Below are 23,120 nucleotides of genomic sequence, written 5' to 3'. Positions count from 1 at the left end.
AACCGTAAAAGTCTTTACCAGTTGGCAAAATCATGGTGCAATAATAGTCAGCCGCTTCACTATGGCACAGATACACAATCAGCAAAACCAGCCAACCGTACAGGCAGCAAAAACGATACAGTTTGAAACGGAGAGCCAGTTGATGGACGAGGCAGTAACAGCAAGCGAGCAGGGCTGCGCCCAGGACGATGGCGGCGGCTGGCCCGTGCTGTCCATAGAACGGGCCGGCAAGGGCAGCCTCGGCAGCCTGGTCGATCAGATCGTCTCGGCCATCACGGGCATGGTAGCGCGGCGGGAGTTGCGCATCGGCACAAAAATGCCCTCGGTGAGACAATTCGCAAAGTGTAATGGCGTGTCCACCTTTACAGTTGTCGAGTCCTACGACCGCCTCGTGACGCTGGGCCTGTTGTCCTCGCGCCGCGGTTCCGGCTATTTCGTGGCCCGCCAGGATGTTCCCGCCACGCTGCTGCCGCAGCCCCACCACCCGACCCCGCTCCATATCGACGCGCTCACGCCCGAGCTGTATTCCGGCGTCTCCGAAGCGCTGCCGGTGGGAGCCGGTTGGCTGCCGCCGGAATGGTACGGCGAGGACACCATCCTGGACGCCGTGCGCCACGCCATGCGCATTCCCGCCAACCGGCTGCGCGGCTACGGCCACCCGCTCGGTTTTCCCACGCTGCGCCAGCACATGGCGGCGGTGCTGACCGAGGAACTCTATCCGGTGGAGCCGGAGCAGATCCTGCTCACGCACGGCGCGACCCACGCCTTCGACCTGGTGCTGCGCACGCTCACCAAGCCGGGCGACACGGTGCTGGTGGAAGACCCCGGCTACAGCAACCTGCTGTCGCTGATACGCCACCATGGCTGCATCCCGGTCGGCATCCCGCGCGACGCCCATGGCCTGGACATGGCGGCGCTGGCCGAGCAAGCCAGGGCGCACAGCCCCAAGTTGATGTTCGTCAACACCGTGCTGCAAAACCCGCTCGGCACCTCGCTCACGCACGCGCAGGCGCACCGCTTGCTGGCCCTGGCCGAGCAGTTCGATTTCTGGCTGGTGGAGGACGATATCTACCGCGAACTCACGCCGCGCGGCGAAGCGTCGCTGGCGGCCATGGACGGCTTGCGGCGCGTGATCCGCGTGGGCAGTTTTTCCAAGACACTGTCGCCGGTGCTGCGGGTGGGCTCCATCTGCGCTTCCAGCTCGCTGCTGCCGGAGCTGCTGCGCGTGAAGATGCTGGCCGGGCTCACCACGTCCGAGATCAACGAGCGCGCCGTGTTCCACGCGATTACCGCGCGGCCCTACCGGCGCATGGTGGAGAAGCTGGCGGGCCAGCTGGAGGAAGGCCGCCGGCGCAGCATGGAGAACCTGGCGGCGGCCGGCTTGCAGCCGCTGGCGCAGCCGCGCGGCGGCATGTTCGTCAGCGCCGGCTGGGAGACGCCGCCCTCGCCCGCCATGAACGGCCGCACCGTGGCCGACCTGGCGCTGAAAGCCGGCATCCTGCTCTCGCCGGGCGAGTTTTTCATGCTGCGCCCCAGCGCCAGCATCTGGTTCCGCTTCAACGCAGCCTACAGCGACAGCCCGCAGCTGCGCCAGTTCCTGCAGTCCGTCCGACCCTAGCCAGAGAGTCCGCCATGCCTGAGACCAAACTGAATATCGTTCCCGGCCTTGCCGCCGCGCCCAAGGTCAAGCGCCGCGTCATCAACCGCGACAAGCTGGAAGCGGATATCGCCCAAGTGGCGGTGCGCATGTTCGCCGAATGCGGCTACGAAGGCACCTCCATCGCTGCCATCGCGGACGCGGCCGAGATGTCCAAGCAGAACCTGATGTACTACTACCCGACCAAGCAGGCGCTCTACCAGCGCGTGCTGGACGACGTGCTGGACGACTGGCTCAAGCGCATGGAAAGCCTGGCCGACGAGGAACACGACCCGCGCGACGTGCTGCGCGCCTACATCCAGGCCAAGCTGCGCTTCTCGCGCGAGCAGCCGTGGGCGTCCAGGGTGTACGCGATGGAGGTCATCAGCGGCGCGCAGCTGTACGGCGAGCAGATCAGGAGCCGCGTGGTGCCGCTGCTGCGCAAGGATATCGACGTGTTTGAGAAATGGATTGCGGCGGGACGCATCGCGCCGCTGAACGCCACCCATCTGATCTTCATGATCTGGGCCATGACGCAGTCCTACGCGGACTTCTCGGCGCAGATGGCGCTGGTGCTGGACAAGAAGCAGCTCACGCGCAAGGATTACGACGATGGCGAGGCCACCATCGTGCGCATGGTGCTGGCCGCGATCAGCGGGCCGGGGCCGGGGCTGGAACCAGGGTTGGGGCCAGAGCAGCCCGGCGGCGGCGCGCCAGCCAGCCCATGACACCCAGGCCGGCGGCGAACAGCGCCATGCTGCCCGGTTCGGGCACGTTGGCGGCGGGCGCGCCGGCTGCGGCGTCCCCGGCCAGCTTGCCGGTAAAGCTCTGCAGGTGGATTTCACCGCGCTGGTTCAAGCCGTTGACGAACACGCCGCCTTCGATGTTCTGGTTGTTGGTCAGGTAGGCGCTGCTGGCCAGCAGCGAACCGCCCCACTGGTTGTTGATGGTGATATCGGTGGCGTTGTAGAAGTTCCACAGCAGCTTGCTGCCGTATTGCTGCGCCGAGCCGCCCAGGAAGTTGGCGCTGATGTTGGCGCTCTTGACGTCGGTGTTCAGGATCACGCTGCTGGCGCCGTTCAGGTTGAAGCGGAACTCGCCTTTGGAGAACAGCACGGTGTCGATCGCGGTCAGGTCGAACACGGCCACGCCGCTGGCATTGGCCACGGCGTTGAAGATGGCCAGGTTGCCGTCGAACGCCACCGAGCTGCCGGTGCTCGCGAGCGACTTGAGGCTGCCGGACAGGCCGCCCAGCACGCTGCCGAAATCGGTGGAGGTCGAGGCGAGCACGTTGGCCAGCATCGCCTCGCTTGGCGTGGCCAGCTTGCCGCCGTTGAAGTTGCCGGAGCTGCCGCCTTCCACGTAGGCCGCGCCGTTCAGGTTGCTGTTGCTGACGCCGCCGTACACCACGCTGTTGCCGCTGTTGACGGTGGAGTTGCTCAGGCTGCCGCCGATCACCGCGCCCAGGCCGTTGACCTTGACGTTGGCGGCGGAACCGGCCACCGTCAGGCCGGCATAGCTGGAGCCTGGCGTATCGTTGATGTGCTGCACGTAATCGCCGCCGGACAGCGCGCCGCCGACGTAGGTACGGCCATCGGTATGCGAGCTGGACGTGGCGCTGCCCAGTACCACGGTATTAAACTGCTGCAGGATTTCCGACGCGGACAGCGGCGAGGCATGCACGGTCGCCGGCAACAGGCTGGACGCGGCAAGGATCAGGGTGGAGGCGGCGCAACGAATCGGCATCTGGCTTCTTTCGCAACTTTAATTTATTTGCATTGTGGTAACATTAGGTGCAATTTTAGCACGAGTCGTCGCCGATTGTGTTCCAGTGGAAATTTAAATTTATAGGTAGAAATATGCCAAGCTTGCCCAAGATAACGTTAAGCACCGAGCGGCTGGTCTTGCGCCCCATCGGCGCGGACGACGCGCCTGCCCTCTACGGCATCTATTCCGATCCGGAAACCATGCGCTACTGGAGCAGCCCACCGTGGGAGCAACTGGCCCAGGCCGAAGCGCATGTGGCAGCCACCCTGGCCGGCTACGAGGACGGTTCCATCTTCACGCTGGGCATCACCTTGCGCGACACCGGCGAACTGGTAGGCGCCTGCCGCCTGCACCACTTCAATCCGCAAAACCGCCGCTGCGAGATGGGCTACATCCTGTCGCGCGCGCACTGGGGCAAGGGCTATATGCAGGAAGCGCTGGCGGCCGCCATCGGCCACAGCCTGGAAGCGTTCGATCTGCACCGCATTGAAGCGGACGTGGACCCGCGCAACGCCGGCTCGGCCGCGCTGCTCAAGCGCCTGCATTTCGTGCATGAAGGCCATCTGCGCCAGCGCTGGATCGTCAACGGCGAGATCTGCGATACCGACTTCTTCGGCCTGCTGCGCGCGGACTGGGAGGCCGCGCGCGGCGAATAAGCGGCGAATAAGCCTGCGCAGTTCGGCACCGGCAGCGCACCGCTTATCCCGCAGAAACGCCGATTCGTCGGATAGCGGCTGCAGCGCGCGGCGCGGATTGCTACATTGGGACCATACCAACCACGGAGGTCCTCATGAAAACCATCAACCGCACCATCGGCGGCGTATTCCGCGAAGTCGGCACGGCAGCCCAACAGATCGGCCGCGCCTTCACCCGCGCGCTGTCGCGCATGTCCTGGCCTGCCCTGCTGGCAAGCTGCATAATGATGGCGCTGCTGCTGACTATCCTGCCGCTGGCGCTGACGCTGTTCGCCATCTTCCTGCTGCTGAAGATCGCCATCGCACTGATCGCCGGCCACCATGCCAGCAAGCACGTCCACGAGAACAAAGAAAACTAAGCAAGGAATATGGAAATGGCATTCAGCCGCACCAAAAAAGGCACCCGCAGCCTGGTCGCGTTTATCGGCGAGGTGGGCGACACCGCCCGCACCCTGTGGTGGAACTTCTTCGACTGGCTGGCCCAGGTCGAATGGCGCAAGCTGGCCGTGATCGCCCTGGTGGCGCTGATCGTGGCCTCGCCGTTCAAGCTGGGCGAGTCGGTGGCGATGTTCATCGTCTTTTCAGTCGGCTTGAAAGTACTGGCTGGCGGCAAGCGCCGCGCCGAGGGCGAGGCGCGCGTGGCGGAACAGCAGGCCGGCACGGAAACGCTGGAGCGCCGCCTGGTCGAAGCGCAGATGGCCGCGCTGCAAGCCCAGGTCGAGCCGCACTTCCTGTTCAACACCCTGGCCCTGATCGGCCAGCTGATCGAAACCGATCCGCCGCAGGCCGCCAAGATCCACGCCCACCTGATCGACTACCTGCGCGCCACGCTGCCGCAGATGCGCGCCAAAGGCAACGGCACGCTGGGCCGCCAGATCGAGCTGTCGCGCGCCTACCTGGCCATCATGCAGGCCCGCATGCGCGAGCGCCTGGCGGTGTCGATCGACGTGCCGCCGGACTTGCTAAGCGCCTCCTTCCCGCCCATGATGCTGCAAACGCTGATCGAAAACGCCATCAAGCACGGCCTGGAGCCCAAGGTGGAAGGCGGCCGCATCGACATCCGCGCCAGCGCCAGCAGCACCGCCGCCGGCAATGTGCTGCAGATCGAGGTGCAGGACGACGGCGTGGGCTTCGACGTGCACGCCGGCGACGGCCTGGGGCTGACCAATATCCGCGAGCGCCTGCGCCTGTTGTACGGCAGCCGCGCCCAGCTCATCATTGAAGCGCCGCTGGACGGCGGCGCCCGCGCCATCATCCGCATGCCCTTCGCCCCCGACATTTTCGCCGGGAGCAAGCTGTGATGAAGACGCCGACCGCCATCATCGCCGACGACGAAGAACCGATGCGCCAGCTGCTGCGCGCGCGCCTGCACGAAGCCTGGCCACAGTTGCAGATCGTGGCCGAAGCGGCCAACGGCGTGGAAGCGATCGCGCTGACCGGGCTGCACCAGCCGGACATCGTGTTCCTCGACATCCGCATGCCCGGCCTGTCCGGCATCGAGGCGGCGCGCATGCTGTTCAACCGCTGCCACATCGTGTTCGTCACCGCCTACGACCAGTACGCCATCGAAGCGTTTGAACAGGGCGCGCTGGACTACCTGTTGAAGCCGGCCGGCGGCGAACGCCTGAAGACCACCTGCGCGCGGCTGCAGGCGCGCCTGGGGAAGGCGCCCGACAACATCGAGCGCCAGCTGACGCAGCTGCTGGCACACACCACGCAGCGCAAGCCGCAGGAATTCCTGAAGTGGATACAGGCCCAGGTCGGCAGCAGCCTGCGCATGATCAGCACGCGCGAAGTGCTGTTCTTCCGCGCCGACGAAAAGTACACGCGGGTGCAGACCATGGAAGGCGAAGTGCTGATCCGCAAGACGCTGAAGGAACTGGAAGACGAGCTGGACCCGAAGGAATTCTGGCGCATCCACCGCTCCACCCTGGTGCGGGTGGACGCGATCAGCGAGGTCAAGCGCGACCTGCGCGGGCGCCAGATGGTGCGCGTGCGCCATTCCGACGAAGAGCTCGAAGTCAGCCGCGGCAACACCCATTTATTCCAGCAAATGTAAGATCCTCGCGCACTGCAACAATTTGCTCCCCCACGCCTGCTGGTCTATATTGTTTGGACACCAAGCACACTACTAGGGGGAGCACATGTCCAGCATACCGAAGAACACACGCGCCACCATCACGCCCTGCCTGCGCTACCGCGACGCGCCCGCCGCCATCAACTGGCTATGCCGCACGCTGGGCTTCGAGCGCGCCCTGGTGGTGCCGAACGAAGACGGCACCATCGCGCACGCCCAGCTCACCTACGGCAACGGCATGGTGATGCTCAGCTCCATCTTCAACACCGAGTTCGGCGAGCTGATGACGCAGCCGGCCGACACCGGCATGAAAGTCACGCAGTGCTGCTACCTGGTGGTAAACGACGCCGACCTGGTGCACCAGCGCGCCGTCGAGGCCGGCGCGCCCATCGTGATGCCGCTCAAGGACGAGGAATACGGCGGGCGCGGCTTCACCTGCCGCGACCCGGAAGGCCAGCTATGGAGCGTGGGCACCTACGACCCGTGGGCGGCCTGATGGAGCAGGCCATGCTGGACGAACTGGCCATCCGGCGCGTGATCGCCCTGTGGATGGAAGCCACGCGGGAGGGCGACATCGACAAGGTGCTGCCCCTGATGACGCCGGACGTGGTGTTCCTGGTGGCGGGCCAGCCGCCCATGCACGGGCGCGACGGCTTCGCGGCCGGCCTGCGCACCATGCTGGCCACGCACCGCATCGAGCCGGACAGCACGGTGGACGAGGTGGAAGTGTGCGGCGACATGGCCTGGTGCCGCACCACGCTCGAAGTGCGCGTGCTGCCGCTGGCCGAAGGCGGCCAGCGCATGCGCCGCGCCGGCCACACGCTGTCGGTGTTCCGCCGCAACAGCAGCGGCGCCTGGCAACTGGCGCGCGACGCCAATCTGTTGGTTCCCGTGCCTATTTGATAAGCGATTGCTCCAAGGGAAATCCAGCTGCGCTATACTGGTGCTTTAAAGAAACACCAAAGGACGACATGCGCTTGAGCTTTCCCAACATGATGGCGGCCGCCGCGCTGCTGACGCTGGCCGCCTGCGGCGGCGGCGGCAGTACCGGTACAGGCAATGGCGGCACCGGCAATGGCGGCACCGTCACGCCGCCGACCACCCCGCCGGCACCATCCGAGCCCATCGTGCTGACACTGACCCCGTCGGCGCCGGCCGTCGCGCAGAACGCCGGCACGGCGACCACCTTCACGGTCAGCATCAAGTCCAACGTCGCCATCCCGTCGACCGTCAACGCCGCCATCGCGGCCAAGGCCGACCTGTTCGCCAACTCCAGCCTGACGGCGCTCTCGGCGCAGGAATACGAGGCGCGCATCACCACCAGCGCCGCGCTGCTGCCCGGCACCTACACCAGCACCATCGAAGTGAAGCTGTGCACCGACGCGGCCGCCACTTGCCGCCTGCCGCTGGCCGGCTCGCCGTGGCAACTACCGGTGACGCTGACGGTGAAAAAAGTCGGCACGCTCAGCCCGCTGACGGCGGTGGCCGGCCTGCATGCCTGGACGCAGCCGCAGTATGATGCCGCACGCACCGGCTACGTACCGGCCACGTTCACGCCGCTGGCGTTCAATTTCCGCTGGTCGGTGGACCCGGACAGCAGCAAGCCGCGCCGCTTCAATCCCGTCGTCATCGCCGACCAGCGTGTCTATCTGATCAGCAGCGAAACGGCTGCCGGCACCGAGCCGCTGTGGAAGCTGCAGTCCATCGAGGAGTCGACGGGCCAGGAACGCTGGCGCGCCAACCTCGGCAACTGGAGCCAGATCAGCGCGCCGGTACTGGCCAGCGGCAGCGTGAGCCTGTTCAGCGCCGGTCCGGCCGGCAATAGCTACCGCCTGTTCAACCTGGCCACCGGCCAGCCGATTTCACAAGCCACCAATCCCGGCATCGTGACAGCCGACTACTCTGCGCCGTTGATCTCGTTCGACCTGGTGTACGGGCAATATGGCGATGCCGGCACGCTCTCCAAATTCGAGCCGGCCACCGGCAAGCGCTTGTGGCAATTCACGGACTCGCGCCGCGCCGGCGGCGGCTGGGCCGTGTCGACCGATGGCACACTGGTGTACAACTACAGCCAGGGCTGGATGCTGGCCATCGATGCAAACAGCGGCACCCTCGCCTACGCATCGGCCAGCTTCCTGCCGTATTTCGGCGGGCCTGCCACCATGGCGCCAGTACTGTCGGCCACACAGTTATTCGTCACCGACTCCGACAGCACCGGCGGTGCGCTGGCGGCGTTCAACATCGCAACCGGGAAACTGAACTGGCAAGTGCAGTCGAGCTTCACCAGCTATCCAGCCTTGGTGGCAGACGTGCTGTACGCGATCAACGGCGGCAAGCTGGAAGCGCGCAGCGCCGCTACCGGCGCGCCGCTGTGGAGCAGCCCGGCGCTGGGCGCCGGGAGTCCCTACACCCAGGTGCTGGCGACCGACAACCTGGTGTTCGCCGCGTCGCAATCGCGCGTGGTGGCGGTGGACTTGGCCACGCATGCGGTGGTATGGGAATACGCGGCCGGCGGCAGCATGGCCATTTCCGAGAACGGCATCCTCTACATCACCCACCCCACCAACGGCGTGGTGGCGATCAACCTACGCTAGGGCCGCCACCAGTTCCGCGTCCGCCACCTGCACCGGGCGGATGCGGATCAGATGCCGGTACAGCGGCGGCATGGAGCGGCAGATCTGCTCCAGCGCCTGCTGCGGCAAGGCCGGCCGCACATACTGGAACTGCGCCGGATTCGATTCCGGCAGCTCCCCCTCCATGGTCGACCCGTACGCGCCCAGCTCCATGAAACTGAGCGCGCCGTCATCCGGCCCGTTGGCGAACACGAACGTGCCGTCCTTCGGATGGCCCAGGTACTGGCGGATTTCCTCGCGCAGCTCCGCGCTGCCGCGGGCGCCGGCGCCGTCGAGCAGCTTGAAGCGCAGCTGCGCATAAGCGCGCGTGCACTCCATGAACGCGGTGCGGATGCCCGACTTGTTGCGCCGCCCCGGCATGCACAGCAGCAGGTTGCCGAACGAATCCAGCAAAGCCACCGCATCGCCCTTCCCGCCCATCACCTTGTCGCGCGCCATGGCCTTCTTCAAGGCGGGCGCCAGGCGCACATCCGGCCGCTGCGGCACGCAGCGCACCGACAGCGCTTCCGGGAACACCTTCTTCAGCGCGACGATGATGGCGTGCTTGGGCGACAGCGTGGCCGGGTCCTTCAGCTGGCCGCGCGGCGGGTCCACATTGAACAGCGCCATCGCGCCCTTGGCCGTGGCCTCGAACACCAGCGAGCACAAAGCCTGCGTCGGCTCGGCGATGGTTTTCCCGATGAAGAAGGACTTCGGCGCCATGCCGTGCGCCGGGCGCGCGTACTGCGAGTCGCCCAGCACGGCCGGATAGCCGAACGTGGCCTGCGCCTGCGCGCGCAAGCCTTCGGGCAGCGCATCGAAATTGGCGCTGCTGTCGTAATTGATGCCCGCGTTGGCATCGGTGGCCGCCACCAGCACGTTGAAGCCGCCGGCCAGGATGGCGCCGGTGCACATGCAGCACGGGTCCAGCGAGGTGACGATGGTGATGTCCTGCGGCTCGGGCAGCGGCGTGCCCTTGGCGCGCTCGGCGTAATACCAGTCGATCAGCTGGCGCTCGCCATGCGCCGTCGGGTCGTACACCATGCCCTGGCGGATGACGTTGTTGTGCAGCGACTTGAGCACCTTGCCGGTCTGATCCAGCATGGCGCCGCCGACGCCGAAGGTGCCCTGCGTTTTCGCCACGATGGCCTCGGCCGCCGCCACGGCGACCGCTGCCTGTACATCAATAACCTTCTTCAAGATGCTTACTTCTTCTTCAGGTCCGCGCCGCCGAAGGCGTTCGGCAGCTGCGCCGCCGCGGTGGTTTCAAAGACATCGCCCTTCAGGTTGGCCAGCACCACCGGCAGCTCGTTGCCGCCCAGCTCCAGGGTCACCTGGCGGCAGGCGCCGCACGGCGCGATCGGGCCGTCGGTCTCGCCGATGACGGCCAGCTTGTCGAAGTCGCCCGGCTTGTAGCCGTGCGCGATGGCGCTGAAAAACGCGGTGCGCTCGGCGCAATTGCACAGTCCATACGACGCGTTCTCCACGTTACAGCCGTGGAACACCTTGCCGTCATTGGTCAGCAACGCCGCGCCGACCTTGAAATTCGAATACGGCGTATACGCCTTCAGCCGCGCCTGCGCAGCTTCCGCAATCAATTGTTCGTTATTCATTGTTTCCCTCAAATAGCGACCGGAGCCGCAGTCGGTGCCGGCCTGAGCCGCATTCGGGGTCTGACCCCGAATGCGGCTCAGGCCGGCTGGTGTGGCGGTCATGGACGGATGGTGCGGTAGATGACCGGGTTGGCGGCGGGGGCGGTGCCGGCGATGGTGTAGGCGGCCTGGACCTGGGCGACGGCGGCTTGCGCGGCCGCGGCGGTGCGGGCGTGCACCTTGGCCAGCGGCTGACCGGCTTGCACCGGCTGGCCCAGCTCGATCAGGTCGGTCAGGCCGACAGCGAAGTCGATCTTGTCGGTCGGCAGGCGGCGGCCGCCGCCCAGCGCGACCACCGCCAGGCCGAGGTCGCGGCAGACGGTCTTGCTGGCGTAACCGGAGGTCAGCGCGGGCACGTCCACCACCACCGGCGCTTGCTCCAGGTGCTTGTCCATATTGCTCATCAGGTCGGACGGGCCGCCCAGCGCAGTCACCATGCGCGCGAAGCGCTCGGCCGCTTCGCCGGAATCGAGCGCGTGCTGCAGCCTGGCGCGCGCTTCGGTTTCGGTGGCGGCCAGCTTGCCCAGCACCAGCATCTCGGCGCACAGCGCCATCGTCACTTCGTGCAGGCGCGCGGGACGGAACTTGCCCGTCAGGTAGTCGATCGCGCCGCGCACTTCGAGCGCATTGCCGGCCCATGGCGACAGCGATTCGTTCATGTCCGTCAGCAGCGCGGAGGTCAGCGTGCCGGCGCCGTTGCCGACGGTGACGATGCTCTCGGCCAGCTCCACGGATTTTTCGTAGCTCGGCATGAAGGCGCCGGAGCCCACTTTCACGTCCATGGCCAGCACGTCCAGACCGGCCGACAGTTTCTTCGACAGGATGGAGCCGGTGATCATGGCCACCGATTCCACCGTGGCGGTGACGTCGCGGATGGAGTAGAAGCGCTTGTCGGACGGCGCCAGCGAGGCGGTCTGGCCGATGATGGCCACGCCCACGTCCTGTACTACTTTGCGGAACTTGTCGTTGTCGGGCACGGTGGAATAGCCGGGGATGGAGTCGAACTTGTCGAGCGTGCCGCCGGTGTGGCCCAGGCCGCGGCCGGAGATCATGGGCACGAAGCCGCCGCAGGCGGCGATCATCGGTCCCAGCATGAGCGATACCACGTCGCCCACGCCGCCGGTGGAGTGCTTGTCCATCACGGGACCGGGCAGGTTCAGGGATTTCCACTCCAGCACCTGGCCGGAGTCGCGCATGGCCAGCGTGAAGGCGACGCGTTCGTCCATGTTCATGTCGTTGAAGTAGACGGCCATGGCCAGCGCGGCGATCTGCCCTTCGCTGACGCTGCCGTCGGTAATGCCGCGCACGAAGAACTGGATTTCTTCGGCGCTCAGCACGCCCTTGTCGCGCTTTTTGCGGATGATCTCTTGGGTGAGGAACATGGGTTACTCTCTATTCTGTAAGGTATTTTGGCCGCAGGCCAGGGTATGGTCTGCGGCCCGTTCCGGCAGGTCACGTAGGGCGGGTCAGGCGGGAACCGCCGTAACTCGCCGGCGCTTACACGCCGTATGGTATCCAGATGTTTTTCACTTGCGAGGCGTGCGCCAGCACGGCGCGGCCGCCCGCTTGCGCGGTGCTGTACCAGTCGCGCCCCTTGGCGCCGCCGGTCCAGGTGCGCTTCAGCGAGGCAGCCGACAGGCGCTCCACTTCGGCGCAGCCCGCGGCCGAGCCGTCGTGGCGCCATACGGCGTCCACATCCGAGTGCGAGGCCAGCGTGCGCGCCAGTTCGTCCGCCGAACCGGTGACGATGTTGACCACGCCGCCCGGCAGGTCGGAGGTATCGAACACCTGGTACAGGTCCGTCGCCGACAGCGGGTGCGCTTCGGACGGCACCACCACCACGCGGTTGCCCACGGCGATGGCCGGCGCCACCAGCGAGATGAAGCCCAGCAGCGGCGACTCGTTCGGCGCCACGATGCCGATCACACCGATCGCTTCGTTCAGCGCCACGGTGATGCCGTGCATCGGCGGCTGGTGCGCCAGGCCGTCGTACTTGTCGGCCCACGCCGCCCAGTAGAACAGGCGCTCGATGGCCGCTTGCACTTCCTTCTCGGGATTCTTGGCGCCGGTCATGGCGCCGATGCGGGCGGCGAATTCCTCGCCGCGCGCGGCCAGGTTTTCGGCGATGTAGAACAGCACCTGCGCGCGGTTGTGCGCGGTGGCCTTGGTCCAGCCGGTGGCCTTGTGCGCAGCTTCCACGGCGTTACGGATGTCCTTGCGGTTGCCTTCGCCCACTTCGCCGATGAACTTGCCGTCGGCGCCGTGGATGGCGCGGCTGTAGGCGCCGTCCGGGCGGGCCTGCTTGCCGCCGATGTAGAGCTTGGCGGTGCGGTCGATGGCGAATGCGTCGGTGGTAGCCGGCGCTGCCTTGGCTTTCGCAGGCGCGGCCAGCACCGGGGCTGCCGGGCGCGCGTCTTCCGACACGGGCACCAGGTATTCGTACATGCCTTCGCGGCCGCCTTCACGGCCGTAGCCGGATTCGCGGTAGCCGCCGAAGCCGCAAGCGGCGTCGAACTGGTTGGCGGTGTTGATCCACACCACGCCGGCCTTGATCTGCGGCGCCACGTCCAGCGCCAGCGAGATGTTCTCGGTCCACACGCAGGAAGCCAGGCCGTACACGGTGTTGTTGGCCAGGGTGACCGCTTCGGGCGGGGTGCGGAAGCTCATCGCCACCAGCACGGGGCCGAAGATTTCGGCCTGCGCCACGGCGGCGGAAGTCGACGCGCCGGTGATCAGCGTGGGCGGGAACCACGAGCCGTCGGCCGGGATGTCGCAGCCGGCCGGCTGGTACACGGTGCAGCCTTCGCTGCGCGCCGATTCCACCAGGCCGTGGATGCGCTGGCGCTGCACCGGATCGACCAGGGCGCCGATGTCCATCGACTTGTCGAGCGGCGAACCGAGGCGCAGGTTGTCCATGCGGGCGCGCAGCTTGTTCAGGAAGCGCTCTTCCACCGATTCCTGGATCAGCAGGCGCGAACCGGCGCAGCAGACCTGGCCCTGGTTGAACCAGATGGAATCGACCAGGCCTTCGACTGCGGCGTCCAGGTCGGCGTCTTCGAAGACGATGAAGGGCGACTTGCCGCCCAGTTCCAGCGACAGCTTCTTGCCGCTGCCTGCGGTGGCCTGGCGGATCAATCGGCCCACTTCGGTGGAGCCGGTGAAGGCCAGCTTGTCGATGCCCGCGTGGTTGACGATGGCTTCGCCCACGCGGCCATCGCCGGTGACGATGTTGACCACGCCGGCCGGCACGCCGGCCTGCACGCAAATGTCGGCGAACAGCATGGCGGTCAGCGAGGTGAACTCGGCCGGCTTGAAGACGATGGTGTTACCGGCGGCCAGCGCAGGGGCGATTTTCCACGCCAGCATCAGGAGAGGGAAATTCCATGGCACGATCTGGCCGACCACGCCCACCGGACGGTGGTTGGCGAACTCCTCGTCCTGCAGCTGTGCCCAGCCTGCGTGGTAGTAGAAGTGGCGCGCCACCAGCGGCAGGTCGGCGTCGCGGGTTTCACGGATGGTCTTGCCGTTGTCCAGCGTTTCCAGCACGGCGAACAGGCGCGAGTGCTTCTGCATCAGGCGCGCGATGGAGTACAGGATCTTGGCGCGGCCATGGCCGCCCAGGCCTTGCCAGGCCGGCTGCGCGCGGCGCGCGGCAGCTACTGCGCGGTCGACGTCGTCGCCGGTGGCCTGCGTCAGCTTGGCCAGCTCCTTGCCGTCGGCCGGGTTGTTCGATGCGAACAGCGCATCACCCGTTGCGGCATCGGTCCAGGCGTTGTCGATGAACAGGCCGAACTGGCGGCCTTTCTGGTCCAGCCACGCTTGCGCTTCTTTCTGGCTTTCTGGTGCCGGGCCGTATTCCATGGTATTGAGGATCTCGTTGATAGTTGGCATAGCGGTGTCTTCTCGATGTTCTTACGGTTGCGCGTGACGATGGGCAGCGGAGTAGTTGCCGGTGACGTAGTGCTCGAGCTGGCGCTCGATGTCGGTCAGCAGGCTCGACGCGCCGATGCGGAACAGGTGCGGCTCCAGCCACTCGTTGCCCAGTTCCTCTTTCATCACGGTCATGTACTGCAGCGCGCCCTTGGCGGTGCCCACGCCGCCCGCAGGCTTGTAGCCGATCTTGAAGCCGGTCTGCTCGTAGAACTCGCGGATGGCGCGCACCATCACCAGCGACACCGGAATGGTGGCGTTCACGCCTTCCTTGCCGGTGGAGGTCTTGATGAAGTCCGCACCGGCCATCATGCACACCCACGAGGCCTTGGCCACGTTTTCCAGCGTCACCAGGTCGCCGGTGGCGAGGATGGCCTTCACGTGCGCTTCGCCGCAGGCTTTGCGGTAAGCCAGCATTTCGTCGTACAGCGCCTGCCAGTTGCCGGTCAGGACGTGCTGGCGGGTGATCACGATGTCGATCTCGGTGGCGCCTGCCGCCACGCTCAGTTCAATCTCGCGCACCTTGGTTTCCATGCTGGTCAGGCCCGCAGGGAAACCGGTCGATACGGCGGCGATAGGCAAACGGCCTTGCAGCACCTGCACGGCCGGCTTGATCATCTCGTGGTACACGCATACGGCGCCGGTGGTCACATTCGAGATACCCAGCGCTTCCACCAGGTCCGAACGCAGCGGACGCATGGCCTTCATGCACAGGCGCTCGACGCGGCCCGGGGTGTCGTCGCCCGACAGCGTGGTCAGGTCGATCAGGCCGATGGCCTTCACCAGCCAGGCGGCCTGGTACTCTTTCTTCACCGAGCGGCGGTTCGCCAGCGAGGCGGCGCGCCGGTCGGCCGCTGCCTTGTTCACGTGGATGTGGTTCAGCCAGCTCAGGTCGAGGGCCATGGCCTCGGTGCGCTTGAAGTCGTGCGGGATGGTCATAGGAGGTTGGTTCCGTTGGAAAGTGGTTTCACGCCCAGGTGGTGGGCCAGCGTCTGGCCGATGTCGGAGAAGGTTTCCGAGATGCCGAGCGCGCGGCCTTGCACGCCCGGGCCGAAGAAGATCATCGGGATGTGTTCGCGGGTGTGGTCCGAGCCCGGCGAGGTGGGATCGCAGCCATGGTCGGCCGTGATCACGCACAGGTCGCCGTCCTTCATCCTGGCGAAGAATTCGGGCAGGCGCGCGTCCATCTCGTGCAGCGCGTTGGCGTAGCCGGCCACGTCGCGGCGATGGCCGAAGGCCTGGTCGAAGTCGACGAAGTTCACAAACGTGAGCGACTTGTCGCCCGCCTCGTCCTGCACCTTCAGCAGCGCGTCGAACAGGGCCATATTGTCCGGGCCTTTCACCACGCGGCTCACGCCTTGCGCGGCGTAGATGTCGCTGATCTTGCCCAGGGCGATCACTTCGCCGCCTTCGTTCTTCACGTGGTCCAGCAAGGTGGGCGCGTGCGGCGGAATGGCGTAGTCGTGGCGGTTGGCGGTGCGCTTGTAGTTGCCGTTGGCGCCCACGAAGGGGCGCGCGATGATGCGGCCGATGTTGTACGGCTTGACCAGCTCATAGGCCTTCTCGCACATGTCGTACAGGCGCTCCAGGCCGAAGTGCTCTTCGTGGCAGGCGATCTGCAGCACCGAGTCGGCCGAGGTGTAGAGGATAGGCTTGCCGGTGGCGACGTGCTCGTCGCCCAGTTCGTTGATGATGGTGGTGCCAGAAGCGTGGCAGTTGCCCAGGAAGCCGGGCACGCCGGTCAGTTCCTGCAGCTTGTCGGTCAGCTCTTGCGGGAACGACGGCACGGTCTTCGGGAAGTAGCCCCAGTCGAACAGCACCGGCACGCCGGCGATTTCCCAGTGGCCGCTCTGCGTGTCCTTGCCGGTCGATTGCTCGCGCGCGGCGCCGTAGGCGGCGGTGAAGCCGTCGCGCTGCGCGAAGCCCTCGGCCCACTGGCCGCTGGCTGCGTGGGCGGCCGCTGCCAGGCCCAGTTTTTCCATGTTCGGCAGCGACATCGGCTTGCCTTCGCTGGCGGCCCATGCGGCGATGTGGCCGAAGGTGTTGGCGGCGCTGTCGCCGTATTTGCCGGCATCGGGCGTTGCGCCCAGGCCGAAGGAGTCCAATAGGAGGATGAATGCGCGTGACATGATAGGCTCGCTCAAAAGGTCAGTTTATGCCGAATAAAGCACAGGGGCGGTCCAGCCGCCCCTTTTGTTATTACGCCTTAGGCGTTTTTGCCACGTTCTCAACGAAGGCCAGGATCAGCTTGATCAGGCTTTCGGCGCCGATGGCGGCGTACTTCAGGGTCTGCTCGTGCGACAGCGGGAACGGCGACAGGCCTTCGGCCAGGTTGGTGATGACGGACACGCCCACCACCTTCAGGCCGCAGTGGCGCGCCGGCACCACTTCCGGCACCACCGACATGCCCACCACGTCCGCGCCCAGCGTCTTGAAGGCGCGGATTTCAGCCGGGGTTTCGAAGTTCGGGCCGGCGTAGGCGATGTAGACGCCGTCGTGCAGCGTGATAGCCTGGTCGGCCGCGGTGTTCTTGAGCAGGTTGCGCAGGTCGGCGTCGTAGGCGTTGGCCATGCTGAAGAAGCGCGGGCCGAAGCGTTCGTCGTTCGGGCCTATCATCGGGGTGCCCGGCAGGAAGTTGATATGGTCGGTCAGCGCCACCAGCGAGCCGGCATCGACTTCAGGACGCAGCGAACCGGCCGCGTTGGTCACGAACAGGAAGTCCACGCCCAGCAGCTTCAGGGTGCGCACGGCGGAGGTCATCACCCCGAGGCCGTAGCCTTCGTAGAAGTGGCCGCGGCCCTTCAGGCACACCACCTGCACGCCGTTCAGCGTGCCCAGCACCATGGCGCCGGCGTGGCCGTGCACGGTGGAGATGGGGAAGCCGGGCAGTTCGTCGAAACCGATGGTGACCGCGTCCGTCATCTGCTCCGCCAGGACGCCCAGGCCGGAGCCCAGGATCATGGCCAGGCGTGGCTGGAAGTTCGCCGGCATGCGCGAACGGACGATGGCGGCGGCCTGGAATGGAGAATTGCTAGACATGGTTATCCTCGTTTTTAAGATGTTTTAACTATGAGATTTGGCGCTGCGGCAATGCGGATATGTGACATACGACTATACAGGCGACACTATGCCTCAGCGCCGATATGTATGGCAAATACCATTTTTCTTGGTCATTTATATGAAAGTCGTATAAATTACGGGATATGCCTCATTTGACAGCATGCAAACAAATGTTTACGATGAAGGACAAATGTTTACAAGGCCATTGCCCGTGACGGACACCTCCAAGAAAGAACAGCTCTACGAGCTGATCCGCGCCAATCCCTTCGTCTCGCAGCAGGACTTGGCGGTCGAGCTGCGGCTGTCGCGCTCGGCCGTGGCCGGCCACATCGCCAGCCTGATACGCGAACGCAGGCTGCTGGGCCGCGCCTACGTGCTGCCGGATAAGCGTCCTGTACTCTGTATAGGCGCTGCCAACCTGGACCGCAAGCTGCGCACGCTGGAAACGCTGCAGATGGGCACTTCCAATCCCGCCTACGCCGAAGAAGTGCACGGCGGCGTGGCGCGCAACATCGCCGAGAACCTGGCCCGCCTCGGCCTGCCCGCCGCGCTGCTGACGGCGGTGGGCGACGACGCGGCCGGCAACTCGCTGCAGGCGCGCGCCGAGAGCGCAGGCATCGACACGCGCGGCAGCCTGCGCCTGAACGACACCTACAGCGGCACCTACACGGCGGTGCTGGACGAGCGCGGCGAACTGGTGCTGGCCCTGGCCGACATGGCCCTGTACGACCAGATGACGCCGGACTTCCTGGCCAGCCGCGCGCCGCAGCGCAGCGGCGCGGCCATGGTGGTGGCCGACCTGAACCTGCCGCTCGACAGCGTGGCCCTGCTGCTGCAGGACGCGCGGCGCGACGCTGTCAACCTCATCATCGTGGCCGTGTCGCAGCCCAAGATGGCGCGCCTGCCGCGCGAGCTGCACGGCCTGCGCCTGCTGGTGCTCAACCGCGGCGAACTGGAAACCCGCGCCGGCCGCGCGCTGCCGGACGAAGCCGCGCTGGCGGCGGCCTGCCGCGAAGTGCAGCAGCAAGGCGCGCAAGACATCATCATCACCTGCGGCGGCGAAGGCGTGTTCCACACCGGAGGCGCGGACGGCGGCCTGGTCTGGCTGCCCGCGCCGCAAGTGGACGTGGTGGACGTGACCGGCGCCGGCGACGCCTTCTCGGCGGGCGTGTGCTGGTCCATCTACCAGGGCAGCGGCGATCTCACGCTGGCCTGCAGGCGCGGCCTGAAAGTGGCCGCCATGACGCTGGAAAGCCCCGACACCGTCTCCCCGCTGCTGGCCGCCGACATTCTCGACGAGATCAGCGAATTCCAACACCTGGCACCTTAGGACTAACTAGGATCAACACCATGCACCAATTCCTCTCCTACTCGGCCGAAGTGGCCAACGCGCGCGCAGCGGGCAAGCCGGTCGTGGCGCTGGAATCGACCATCATCTCGCACGGCATGCCTTATCCGCAAAACGTGCAGACGGCCAAAGAAGTCGAACAGATCATCCGCGACGCGGGCGCCGTGCCGGCCACCATCGCCATCATCGGCGGCAAGATCTGCATCGGCCTGTCGCCGGAGCAGCTGGAATTGCTGGGCAATTCGCCGGACGCCATGAAGGTCAGCCGCCGCGACCTGCCCTACGTGCTATCGACCGGCAAGCTGGGCGCCACCACCGTGGCCGCCACCATGATCTGCGCCGAACTGGCCGGCATCCACGTGTTCGTCACCGGCGGCATCGGCGGCGTGCACCGCGGCGCCGAGACCAGCTTCGACATCTCGGCCGACCTGCAGGAACTGGCCCACACCTCGGTGGCCGTGGTGTGCGCGGGCGTGAAGTCCATCCTGGACATCGGCCTCACGCTGGAATACCTGGAAACGCACGGCGTGCCGGTGGTCAGCGTGGGCCAGCCCGGCTTTCCCGCCTTCTTCACGCGCGAAAGCGGCTTCAACGCCGACTTCCAGCTCGACACGCCGGCCGAGCAGGCCTCCTTCATCAACACCAAGTGGAAGCTGGGCCTGAAAGGCGGCGTGGTGGTCAGCGCGCCGGTGCCGCAGGCCGACGCCATGCCGAAGGCGGAAATCGACGCCATCACCGCCCAGGCGCTGGGCGAGGCGGCCTCGGGCGGCGTCACCGGCAAGAAGGTCACGCCCTTCCTGCTGGCGCGCATCAAGCAGCTCACCGAAGGCCGCAGCCTGGCCACCAATATCGCGCTGGTGAAGAACAATGCGCGGGTGGGCGCCGAACTGGCGCGCGCCCTGCTGGAGCATCCTGTCGCATAAAGAAGGCTTGCCATGTCCATCGACCTGAAACAGCTAAAGTACTTCCTCGCCGTGGCAGAAGAAAAGAGTTTCAGCCGCGCCGCCGAACGCCTGCACATTTCGCAGCCGCCCCTGAGCCAGCAGATCATGAAACTGGAAAGCGAACTGGGCGTGCGCCTGTTCGCGCGCACCACGCGCACCTTCGAGCTGACGGTGGCAGGCAAGGCGCTGATGTCCGAAGCGTCCGACCTGCTGGCCAAGATGCGCATGACCATCGACACCATCCGCCAGATCGACCGCGGCGAGGTGGGCCGCCTGCGGGTGGGCATCGTGGGCTCGGCGATGTGGGGGCCGATTCCCTCGCTACTGGAGGAATTCCAGAGCAAGTTCCCGCGCGTGACATGGACCATCCACGAATTCGGCCCCACGGTGCAATACGAAGCGCTGCGCGCCAAGCAGATCGACGTCGGCTTCTGGCGCGAGCCGCGCCTGAACGATGACGACCTGAAGAACGACAACCTGCGCCAGGAACTGTGCTTCCGCGAGAACGTGTGCGTGGCGCTCAACGAACACCACCCGCTGGCCAAGCAGGACGCAATCGAGCTGACCGACATCGCCAGCGAACCGATGCTGACGCTGGCGCTCGACAAGTCCGCCTTCCCGCGCTACCTGATCCAGTGCTGCGTGAAGGCCGGCTTCCAGCCCACGATCTTCCAGGAAGCGTCCGAGCCGCAGACGCTGCTGGCCATGGTGGGCGCGGGCCTGGGCGTGGCGCTGCTGCCCGAGACCACCAGCCGCATCGGCTGGCCCGGCGTGGTATTCGTCCCAATCCGCACCAATCCCCCGTCAGCCAACCTCTACATCACCTACACCACGCTGGACGACGCCCCCGTCGTGCGCGCCTTCCTCAACATCCTCAAGCCCGCGACCTGAGCGAGCTGAGCCGCATTCGGGGTCTGACCCCGAATGCGGCTCAGCCCGGCTACGGCTACTGCGTGGCCCCGCCCTGCACGCGCAGGTCGGCGCCGGTGGTGAGCGCGGTGCGCACGGCGATGCGGATGCCCTCGACCATGTCCGCCAGCGACATGCTGGCCGCGCCGGAGTGGGCTGCCGCCTGTTGCGGCAAATACGGAATGTGGATGAACCCGGCCCGCATGCTTCCCTTGCGCGAGGCGGCGGCGTGCATCAGCCCATAAAACACGTGATTGCAAACGAAGGTGCCTGCGGTTTGCGACACCGAAGCGGGCAGCCCGGCCGCGCGCAGCGCCTGCACGATGGCCTTGATCGGCAGCGTGGAGAAATAGGCCGCCGGGCCGCCGGGCACGATGGGCTGGTCTACCAGCTGCTGCTGGCGGTTGTCCATGATGGGCGCGTCGTCGATGTTGATGGCCACGCGTTCCACCGACAGGTCGCAGCGGCCGCCGGCCTGTCCCACCGCGATCACCACGGCCGGATCGAGTGCGGCCACCGCCCGCGCCATGGCGTCGTTGGCCTCGCCGAACACGCACGGCAGCTGGCGCGCCACCACGCGGAAGCCGTCCTCGCTCCAGCCGTCCAGCGCGCGCACGGTTTCCCAGGCGGGGTTGATGGTCTCTTGGTTAAAAGGCTCGAAGCCGGTCAACAGTATGGTTTTCATTTCAATAGTGCATCAGGAAGTACAGCAACAGTATATTCGCCCCCAGCAGGGGCAGCGCGGTGGGAACCTGGGCCTTGATGACGGCGTGCTTGTCGTGCAGGTCCAGCAGCGCGGCCGGCACGATGTTGAAATTGGCCGCCATCGGCGTCATTAGCGTGCCGCAGTAGCCGCTGAACATGCCGATGGCGGCCATGATGGCCGGATTGGCGTGGTAGACGTTGACGAGCACCGGAATGCCGACGCCGCCCGCCATCACCGGAAAAGCAGCAAAGCCGTTGCCCATGACGATGGTGAACAGCGCCATGCCGCCGCAGTACACCGCCACCGCCACCAGTTTCCAGTCCATATTGATGTAGGAAGTGCTGACGTGCGCCACGGCCTTGCCCACGCCGGCCTCGGTGAACAGCAGGCCGAGCACGGCCAGCATATGCGGCAGCACGATGGCCCAGCCCATGGCGTCCACCAGGCGGCGCTGCTCGCGCGCGGCCTGCAGCGGCGAGGCGCGCAGCATGACGCAGGCGACGGCCACCGCGATCACCGAGGCGCAGCCCAGCGCGGCCAGCGTCAGGTGCTTCTGGTCGAACAGGAACAGGCCGCCCAGTTTCACGTCCTTGAGCAGCGTGGCGCAGGCCATGGTGACGGCGGGGATGACCAGCGCCGGCACGAACAGCTTGTTGCCCAGGCGCCGGGCGCTGCTGCGGCGCTCGGATTCCGGCAGGTGCTTGGGCGCGCCCATGCGCACGCCGCCAAAGCCGGCCAGCAGCGCCATGGCGATCATGATGGCGCCGGCGGTCGCTTCGGGCAGCGCTTCGCCGCCCAGGTAGATGGTGGCGTACAGCGCCCAGAACAGCGCGGTGCTGTGGCGGCGCGGGTTGCTGCGGTCCACCAGCGTGAACAGCGCGATCAGTGCGAGGACGGCGCCCAGCAGCAGGTAAAAGTAGTCGAGCTTGAAGATCATGGCTGCCCTCCCTGGTGCGGCGGCTGCGGAGAAGACGGCGCGGCGGCAGGCGATGCCGGCATGCCGGCAGCAGCGGCATGCGCGCCGGCTGCCTTGCCTGCGGCGGCAAGCAGTTCGCGTTCGATCTCGCGGTCCAGGCGGCGCAAGCGCCAGGCGTGGATGATGTAGGCCGACACGGCGGTGGGGATGCCCCACAGCGCCATGTGCAGCGGATTGGCCTCGATGCCCTCCCCGCGCAGGATGGTTTGCATCAGCACGATGGCGCCGAAGGCCACGAAGATGTCCTCGCCGAAGAACAGGCCCACGTTGTCGGTGGCGGCAGCCATGGCGCGCACGCGCTGGCGCAGCCGCTCGCTCAGGCCCGGATGGCGCAGCTCGGCCGCCGCTTCGGCCATCGGCGACACCAGCGGCCGCACCATGTTGGGATGCCCGCCCAGGCTGGTCAGCCCGGCTGCTGCCGACAGTTCGCGCACCGTCAGGTAGACAATCAGGATGCGCCCGGCCGTGGCCGACTTCACGCGCGCAATGGCCGCCTGCGCGTGCTCGCGCAAGCCGTAGCGCTCCAGCAGCCCGATGGCCGCCAGCGGCATCAGGTAGATCAGCGGCAGGTTGCGCGTCTTGACGAAGGCCCGGCCCAGCGACGCCAGCAAGGCCTCCACCGGCATCATGGCCGCGAACCCTGTGGTGAAGCAGGCCGCCACCACCACCAGCACCGGATGCGCGCGCAGCAGGAAGCCGATCACGATCACCGCCACGCCCAGCAAGGGCCATAAACTTACCGCTGTCTGCATGCGTCTCCCCAGAAAGTAAAAAAGCCCGCACATCTTACGATGCGCGGGCCTCGCCG

The 23,120-nt window shown here is 66.4% G+C and carries 23 protein-coding genes; 12 read left to right on the top strand and 11 right to left on the bottom strand.

Annotated features, from left to right (window positions below; genetic code table 11):
• Positions 1-142: 142 nt before the first annotated feature.
• Together ACFJI2_RS01765 and ACFJI2_RS01760 are read left to right on the top strand one after the other, a co-directional pair.
• On the top strand, positions 143-1,618 hold the full coding sequence (locus ACFJI2_RS01765; protein ID WP_377703494.1) for a PLP-dependent aminotransferase family protein: 1,476 nt from the start codon (positions 143-145) through the stop codon (positions 1,616-1,618).
• Positions 1,619-1,632: 14 nt separating this feature from the next.
• A complete protein-coding gene (locus ACFJI2_RS01760; RefSeq protein WP_377703493.1) occupies positions 1,633-2,364 on the top strand; it encodes a TetR/AcrR family transcriptional regulator in 732 nt (243 codons plus the stop codon).
• Here ACFJI2_RS01760 and ACFJI2_RS01755 read toward each other — a convergent pair.
• Positions 2,288-3,382: a collagen-binding domain-containing protein gene (locus ACFJI2_RS01755; RefSeq protein ID WP_377703492.1), complete on the bottom strand. Its 1,095-nt coding sequence runs from the start codon at positions 3,380-3,382 to the stop codon at positions 2,288-2,290. The two genes, ACFJI2_RS01760 and ACFJI2_RS01755, sit on opposite strands and share 77 nt — an antisense overlap.
• 113 nt (positions 3,383-3,495) lie before the next feature.
• On the opposite strand from ACFJI2_RS01755, the gene ACFJI2_RS01750 reads away from it, so the two are divergent.
• The 7 genes from ACFJI2_RS01750 (at position 3,496) to ACFJI2_RS01720 (ending at position 8,769) form a co-directional block, all read left to right on the top strand.
• Complete coding sequence (locus ACFJI2_RS01750; RefSeq protein WP_377703491.1) at positions 3,496-4,059, top strand: GNAT family N-acetyltransferase; 564 nt, start codon at positions 3,496-3,498, stop codon at positions 4,057-4,059.
• A gap of 134 nt (positions 4,060-4,193) precedes the next feature.
• Positions 4,194-4,457: a hypothetical protein gene (locus ACFJI2_RS01745; RefSeq protein ID WP_377703490.1), complete on the top strand. Its 264-nt coding sequence runs from the start codon at positions 4,194-4,196 to the stop codon at positions 4,455-4,457.
• Between the two features lie 15 nt (positions 4,458-4,472).
• The gene (locus ACFJI2_RS01740) at positions 4,473-5,399 is read left to right on the top strand and encodes a sensor histidine kinase (protein WP_377703489.1); all 927 of its coding nucleotides are present in this window, start codon (positions 4,473-4,475) and stop codon (positions 5,397-5,399) included.
• Positions 5,399-6,157, top strand: coding sequence for a LytR/AlgR family response regulator transcription factor (locus ACFJI2_RS01735; RefSeq protein WP_377703488.1), 759 nt, complete (start codon positions 5,399-5,401; stop codon positions 6,155-6,157). The genes ACFJI2_RS01740 and ACFJI2_RS01735 overlap by 1 nt, the downstream gene beginning before the upstream one ends.
• 85 nt (positions 6,158-6,242) lie before the next feature.
• Entirely contained in the window at positions 6,243-6,671 is a 429-nt protein-coding gene (locus tag ACFJI2_RS01730; RefSeq protein WP_107876203.1) for a VOC family protein, read from the top strand.
• Positions 6,635-7,078 carry a YybH family protein gene (locus tag ACFJI2_RS01725; RefSeq protein ID WP_377703487.1) on the top strand — a complete coding sequence of 148 codons (444 nt, stop codon included), beginning with the start codon at positions 6,635-6,637 and terminating at the stop codon, positions 7,076-7,078. The genes ACFJI2_RS01730 and ACFJI2_RS01725 overlap by 37 nt, the downstream gene beginning before the upstream one ends.
• Positions 7,079-7,152: 74 nt before the next feature.
• Positions 7,153-8,769: a PQQ-binding-like beta-propeller repeat protein gene (locus ACFJI2_RS01720; RefSeq protein ID WP_377703486.1), complete on the top strand. Its 1,617-nt coding sequence runs from the start codon at positions 7,153-7,155 to the stop codon at positions 8,767-8,769.
• Here ACFJI2_RS01720 and ACFJI2_RS01715 read toward each other — a convergent pair.
• The 7 genes from ACFJI2_RS01715 to xapA form a co-directional block, all read right to left on the bottom strand.
• Entirely contained in the window at positions 8,761-9,987 is a 1,227-nt protein-coding gene (locus ACFJI2_RS01715) for a nucleoside deaminase (RefSeq protein WP_377703485.1), read from the bottom strand. The two genes, ACFJI2_RS01720 and ACFJI2_RS01715, sit on opposite strands and share 9 nt — an antisense overlap.
• Before the next feature lie 5 nt (positions 9,988-9,992).
• A complete protein-coding gene (locus ACFJI2_RS01710) occupies positions 9,993-10,400 on the bottom strand; it encodes a cytidine deaminase (protein ID WP_161072562.1) in 408 nt (135 codons plus the stop codon).
• 98 nt (positions 10,401-10,498) lie between these two features.
• On the bottom strand, positions 10,499-11,821 hold the full coding sequence (gene deoA, locus ACFJI2_RS01705) for a thymidine phosphorylase (protein ID WP_377703484.1): 1,323 nt from the start codon (positions 11,819-11,821) through the stop codon (positions 10,499-10,501).
• Positions 11,822-11,936: 115 nt separating this feature from the next.
• On the bottom strand, positions 11,937-14,330 hold the full coding sequence (locus ACFJI2_RS01700) for an aldehyde dehydrogenase family protein (protein WP_377703483.1): 2,394 nt from the start codon (positions 14,328-14,330) through the stop codon (positions 11,937-11,939).
• Positions 14,331-14,351: 21 nt separating this feature from the next.
• Positions 14,352-15,308: a deoxyribose-phosphate aldolase gene (deoC, locus tag ACFJI2_RS01695; protein ID WP_057153405.1), complete on the bottom strand. Its 957-nt coding sequence runs from the start codon at positions 15,306-15,308 to the stop codon at positions 14,352-14,354.
• On the bottom strand, positions 15,305-16,498 hold the full coding sequence (locus ACFJI2_RS01690; protein ID WP_107876193.1) for a phosphopentomutase: 1,194 nt from the start codon (positions 16,496-16,498) through the stop codon (positions 15,305-15,307). Before ACFJI2_RS01690 ends, deoC begins: the two co-directional genes overlap by 4 nt.
• A 70-nt stretch (positions 16,499-16,568) precedes the next feature.
• Positions 16,569-17,408: a xanthosine phosphorylase gene (xapA, locus tag ACFJI2_RS01685; protein WP_377703481.1), complete on the bottom strand. Its 840-nt coding sequence runs from the start codon at positions 17,406-17,408 to the stop codon at positions 16,569-16,571.
• A 232-nt stretch (positions 17,409-17,640) separates the two neighbouring features.
• On the opposite strand from xapA, the gene ACFJI2_RS01680 reads away from it, so the two are divergent.
• The 3 genes from ACFJI2_RS01680 to ACFJI2_RS01670 are packed head-to-tail and all read left to right on the top strand — an operon-like array spanning position 17,641 to position 20,612.
• Complete coding sequence (locus tag ACFJI2_RS01680; protein ID WP_377703480.1) at positions 17,641-18,759, top strand: carbohydrate kinase; 1,119 nt, start codon at positions 17,641-17,643, stop codon at positions 18,757-18,759.
• A 20-nt stretch (positions 18,760-18,779) separates the two neighbouring features.
• The gene (locus ACFJI2_RS01675) at positions 18,780-19,700 is read left to right on the top strand and encodes a pseudouridine-5'-phosphate glycosidase (protein ID WP_377703479.1); all 921 of its coding nucleotides are present in this window, start codon (positions 18,780-18,782) and stop codon (positions 19,698-19,700) included.
• Positions 19,701-19,712: 12 nt separating this feature from the next.
• Positions 19,713-20,612 carry a LysR family transcriptional regulator gene (locus ACFJI2_RS01670; RefSeq protein ID WP_377703478.1) on the top strand — a complete coding sequence of 300 codons (900 nt, stop codon included), beginning with the start codon at positions 19,713-19,715 and terminating at the stop codon, positions 20,610-20,612.
• A gap of 55 nt (positions 20,613-20,667) precedes the next feature.
• On the opposite strand, the gene pcp is transcribed toward ACFJI2_RS01670, so the two are convergent.
• From pcp to ACFJI2_RS01655, 3 genes are read right to left on the bottom strand one after another with little or no spacing between them, the layout of a single operon-like run.
• Positions 20,668-21,315 carry a pyroglutamyl-peptidase I gene (gene pcp, locus ACFJI2_RS01665; protein WP_377703477.1) on the bottom strand — a complete coding sequence of 216 codons (648 nt, stop codon included), beginning with the start codon at positions 21,313-21,315 and terminating at the stop codon, positions 20,668-20,670.
• A 1-nt stretch (position 21,316) separates the two neighbouring features.
• The gene (locus ACFJI2_RS01660; RefSeq protein WP_377703476.1) at positions 21,317-22,273 is read right to left on the bottom strand and encodes a DUF979 domain-containing protein; all 957 of its coding nucleotides are present in this window, start codon (positions 22,271-22,273) and stop codon (positions 21,317-21,319) included.
• A complete protein-coding gene (locus tag ACFJI2_RS01655; protein ID WP_377703475.1) occupies positions 22,270-23,064 on the bottom strand; it encodes a DUF969 domain-containing protein in 795 nt (264 codons plus the stop codon). The genes ACFJI2_RS01660 and ACFJI2_RS01655 overlap by 4 nt, the downstream gene beginning before the upstream one ends.
• Positions 23,065-23,120 lie beyond the last annotated feature (56 nt).

The sequence above is a fragment of the Pseudoduganella sp. UC29_71 genome (assembly GCF_042693265.1).
In the GTDB taxonomy this organism is placed as follows: domain Bacteria; phylum Pseudomonadota; class Gammaproteobacteria; order Burkholderiales; family Burkholderiaceae_D; genus Rugamonas.
The sequence above is the reverse complement of the archived record's forward strand: the minus strand, read 5'-3'. Positions and strand labels throughout refer to the sequence as shown.

Excerpts from the sequence above, each read along its gene's own strand:
- ACFJI2_RS01700 (WP_377703483.1), bottom strand. The coding sequence starts at position 14,330 with ATGCCAACTATCAACGAGATCCTCAATACCATGGAATACGGCCCGGCA.
- ACFJI2_RS01760 (WP_377703493.1), top strand. The coding sequence starts at position 1,633 with ATGCCTGAGACCAAACTGAATATCGTTCCCGGCCTTGCCGCCGCGCCC.
- ACFJI2_RS01730 (WP_107876203.1), top strand. The coding sequence starts at position 6,243 with ATGTCCAGCATACCGAAGAACACACGCGCCACCATCACGCCCTGCCTG.
- ACFJI2_RS01710 (WP_161072562.1), bottom strand. The coding sequence starts at position 10,400 with ATGAATAACGAACAATTGATTGCGGAAGCTGCGCAGGCGCGGCTGAAG.
- ACFJI2_RS01725 (WP_377703487.1), top strand. The coding sequence starts at position 6,635 with ATGGAGCGTGGGCACCTACGACCCGTGGGCGGCCTGATGGAGCAGGCC.
- deoA (WP_377703484.1), bottom strand. The coding sequence starts at position 11,821 with ATGTTCCTCACCCAAGAGATCATCCGCAAAAAGCGCGACAAGGGCGTG.
- ACFJI2_RS01690 (WP_107876193.1), bottom strand. The coding sequence starts at position 16,498 with ATGTCACGCGCATTCATCCTCCTATTGGACTCCTTCGGCCTGGGCGCA.
- ACFJI2_RS01740 (WP_377703489.1), top strand. The coding sequence starts at position 4,473 with ATGGCATTCAGCCGCACCAAAAAAGGCACCCGCAGCCTGGTCGCGTTT.
- ACFJI2_RS01660 (WP_377703476.1), bottom strand. The coding sequence starts at position 22,273 with ATGATCTTCAAGCTCGACTACTTTTACCTGCTGCTGGGCGCCGTCCTC.
- ACFJI2_RS01750 (WP_377703491.1), top strand. The coding sequence starts at position 3,496 with ATGCCAAGCTTGCCCAAGATAACGTTAAGCACCGAGCGGCTGGTCTTG.
- pcp (WP_377703477.1), bottom strand. The coding sequence starts at position 21,315 with ATGAAAACCATACTGTTGACCGGCTTCGAGCCTTTTAACCAAGAGACC.
- deoC (WP_057153405.1), bottom strand. The coding sequence starts at position 15,308 with ATGACCATCCCGCACGACTTCAAGCGCACCGAGGCCATGGCCCTCGAC.
- ACFJI2_RS01755 (WP_377703492.1), bottom strand. The coding sequence starts at position 3,382 with ATGCCGATTCGTTGCGCCGCCTCCACCCTGATCCTTGCCGCGTCCAGC.
- ACFJI2_RS01765 (WP_377703494.1), top strand. The coding sequence starts at position 143 with ATGGACGAGGCAGTAACAGCAAGCGAGCAGGGCTGCGCCCAGGACGAT.
- ACFJI2_RS01745 (WP_377703490.1), top strand. The coding sequence starts at position 4,194 with ATGAAAACCATCAACCGCACCATCGGCGGCGTATTCCGCGAAGTCGGC.
- ACFJI2_RS01655 (WP_377703475.1), bottom strand. The coding sequence starts at position 23,064 with ATGCAGACAGCGGTAAGTTTATGGCCCTTGCTGGGCGTGGCGGTGATC.
- ACFJI2_RS01735 (WP_377703488.1), top strand. The coding sequence starts at position 5,399 with ATGAAGACGCCGACCGCCATCATCGCCGACGACGAAGAACCGATGCGC.
- ACFJI2_RS01675 (WP_377703479.1), top strand. The coding sequence starts at position 18,780 with ATGCACCAATTCCTCTCCTACTCGGCCGAAGTGGCCAACGCGCGCGCA.
- ACFJI2_RS01670 (WP_377703478.1), top strand. The coding sequence starts at position 19,713 with ATGTCCATCGACCTGAAACAGCTAAAGTACTTCCTCGCCGTGGCAGAA.
- xapA (WP_377703481.1), bottom strand. The coding sequence starts at position 17,408 with ATGTCTAGCAATTCTCCATTCCAGGCCGCCGCCATCGTCCGTTCGCGC.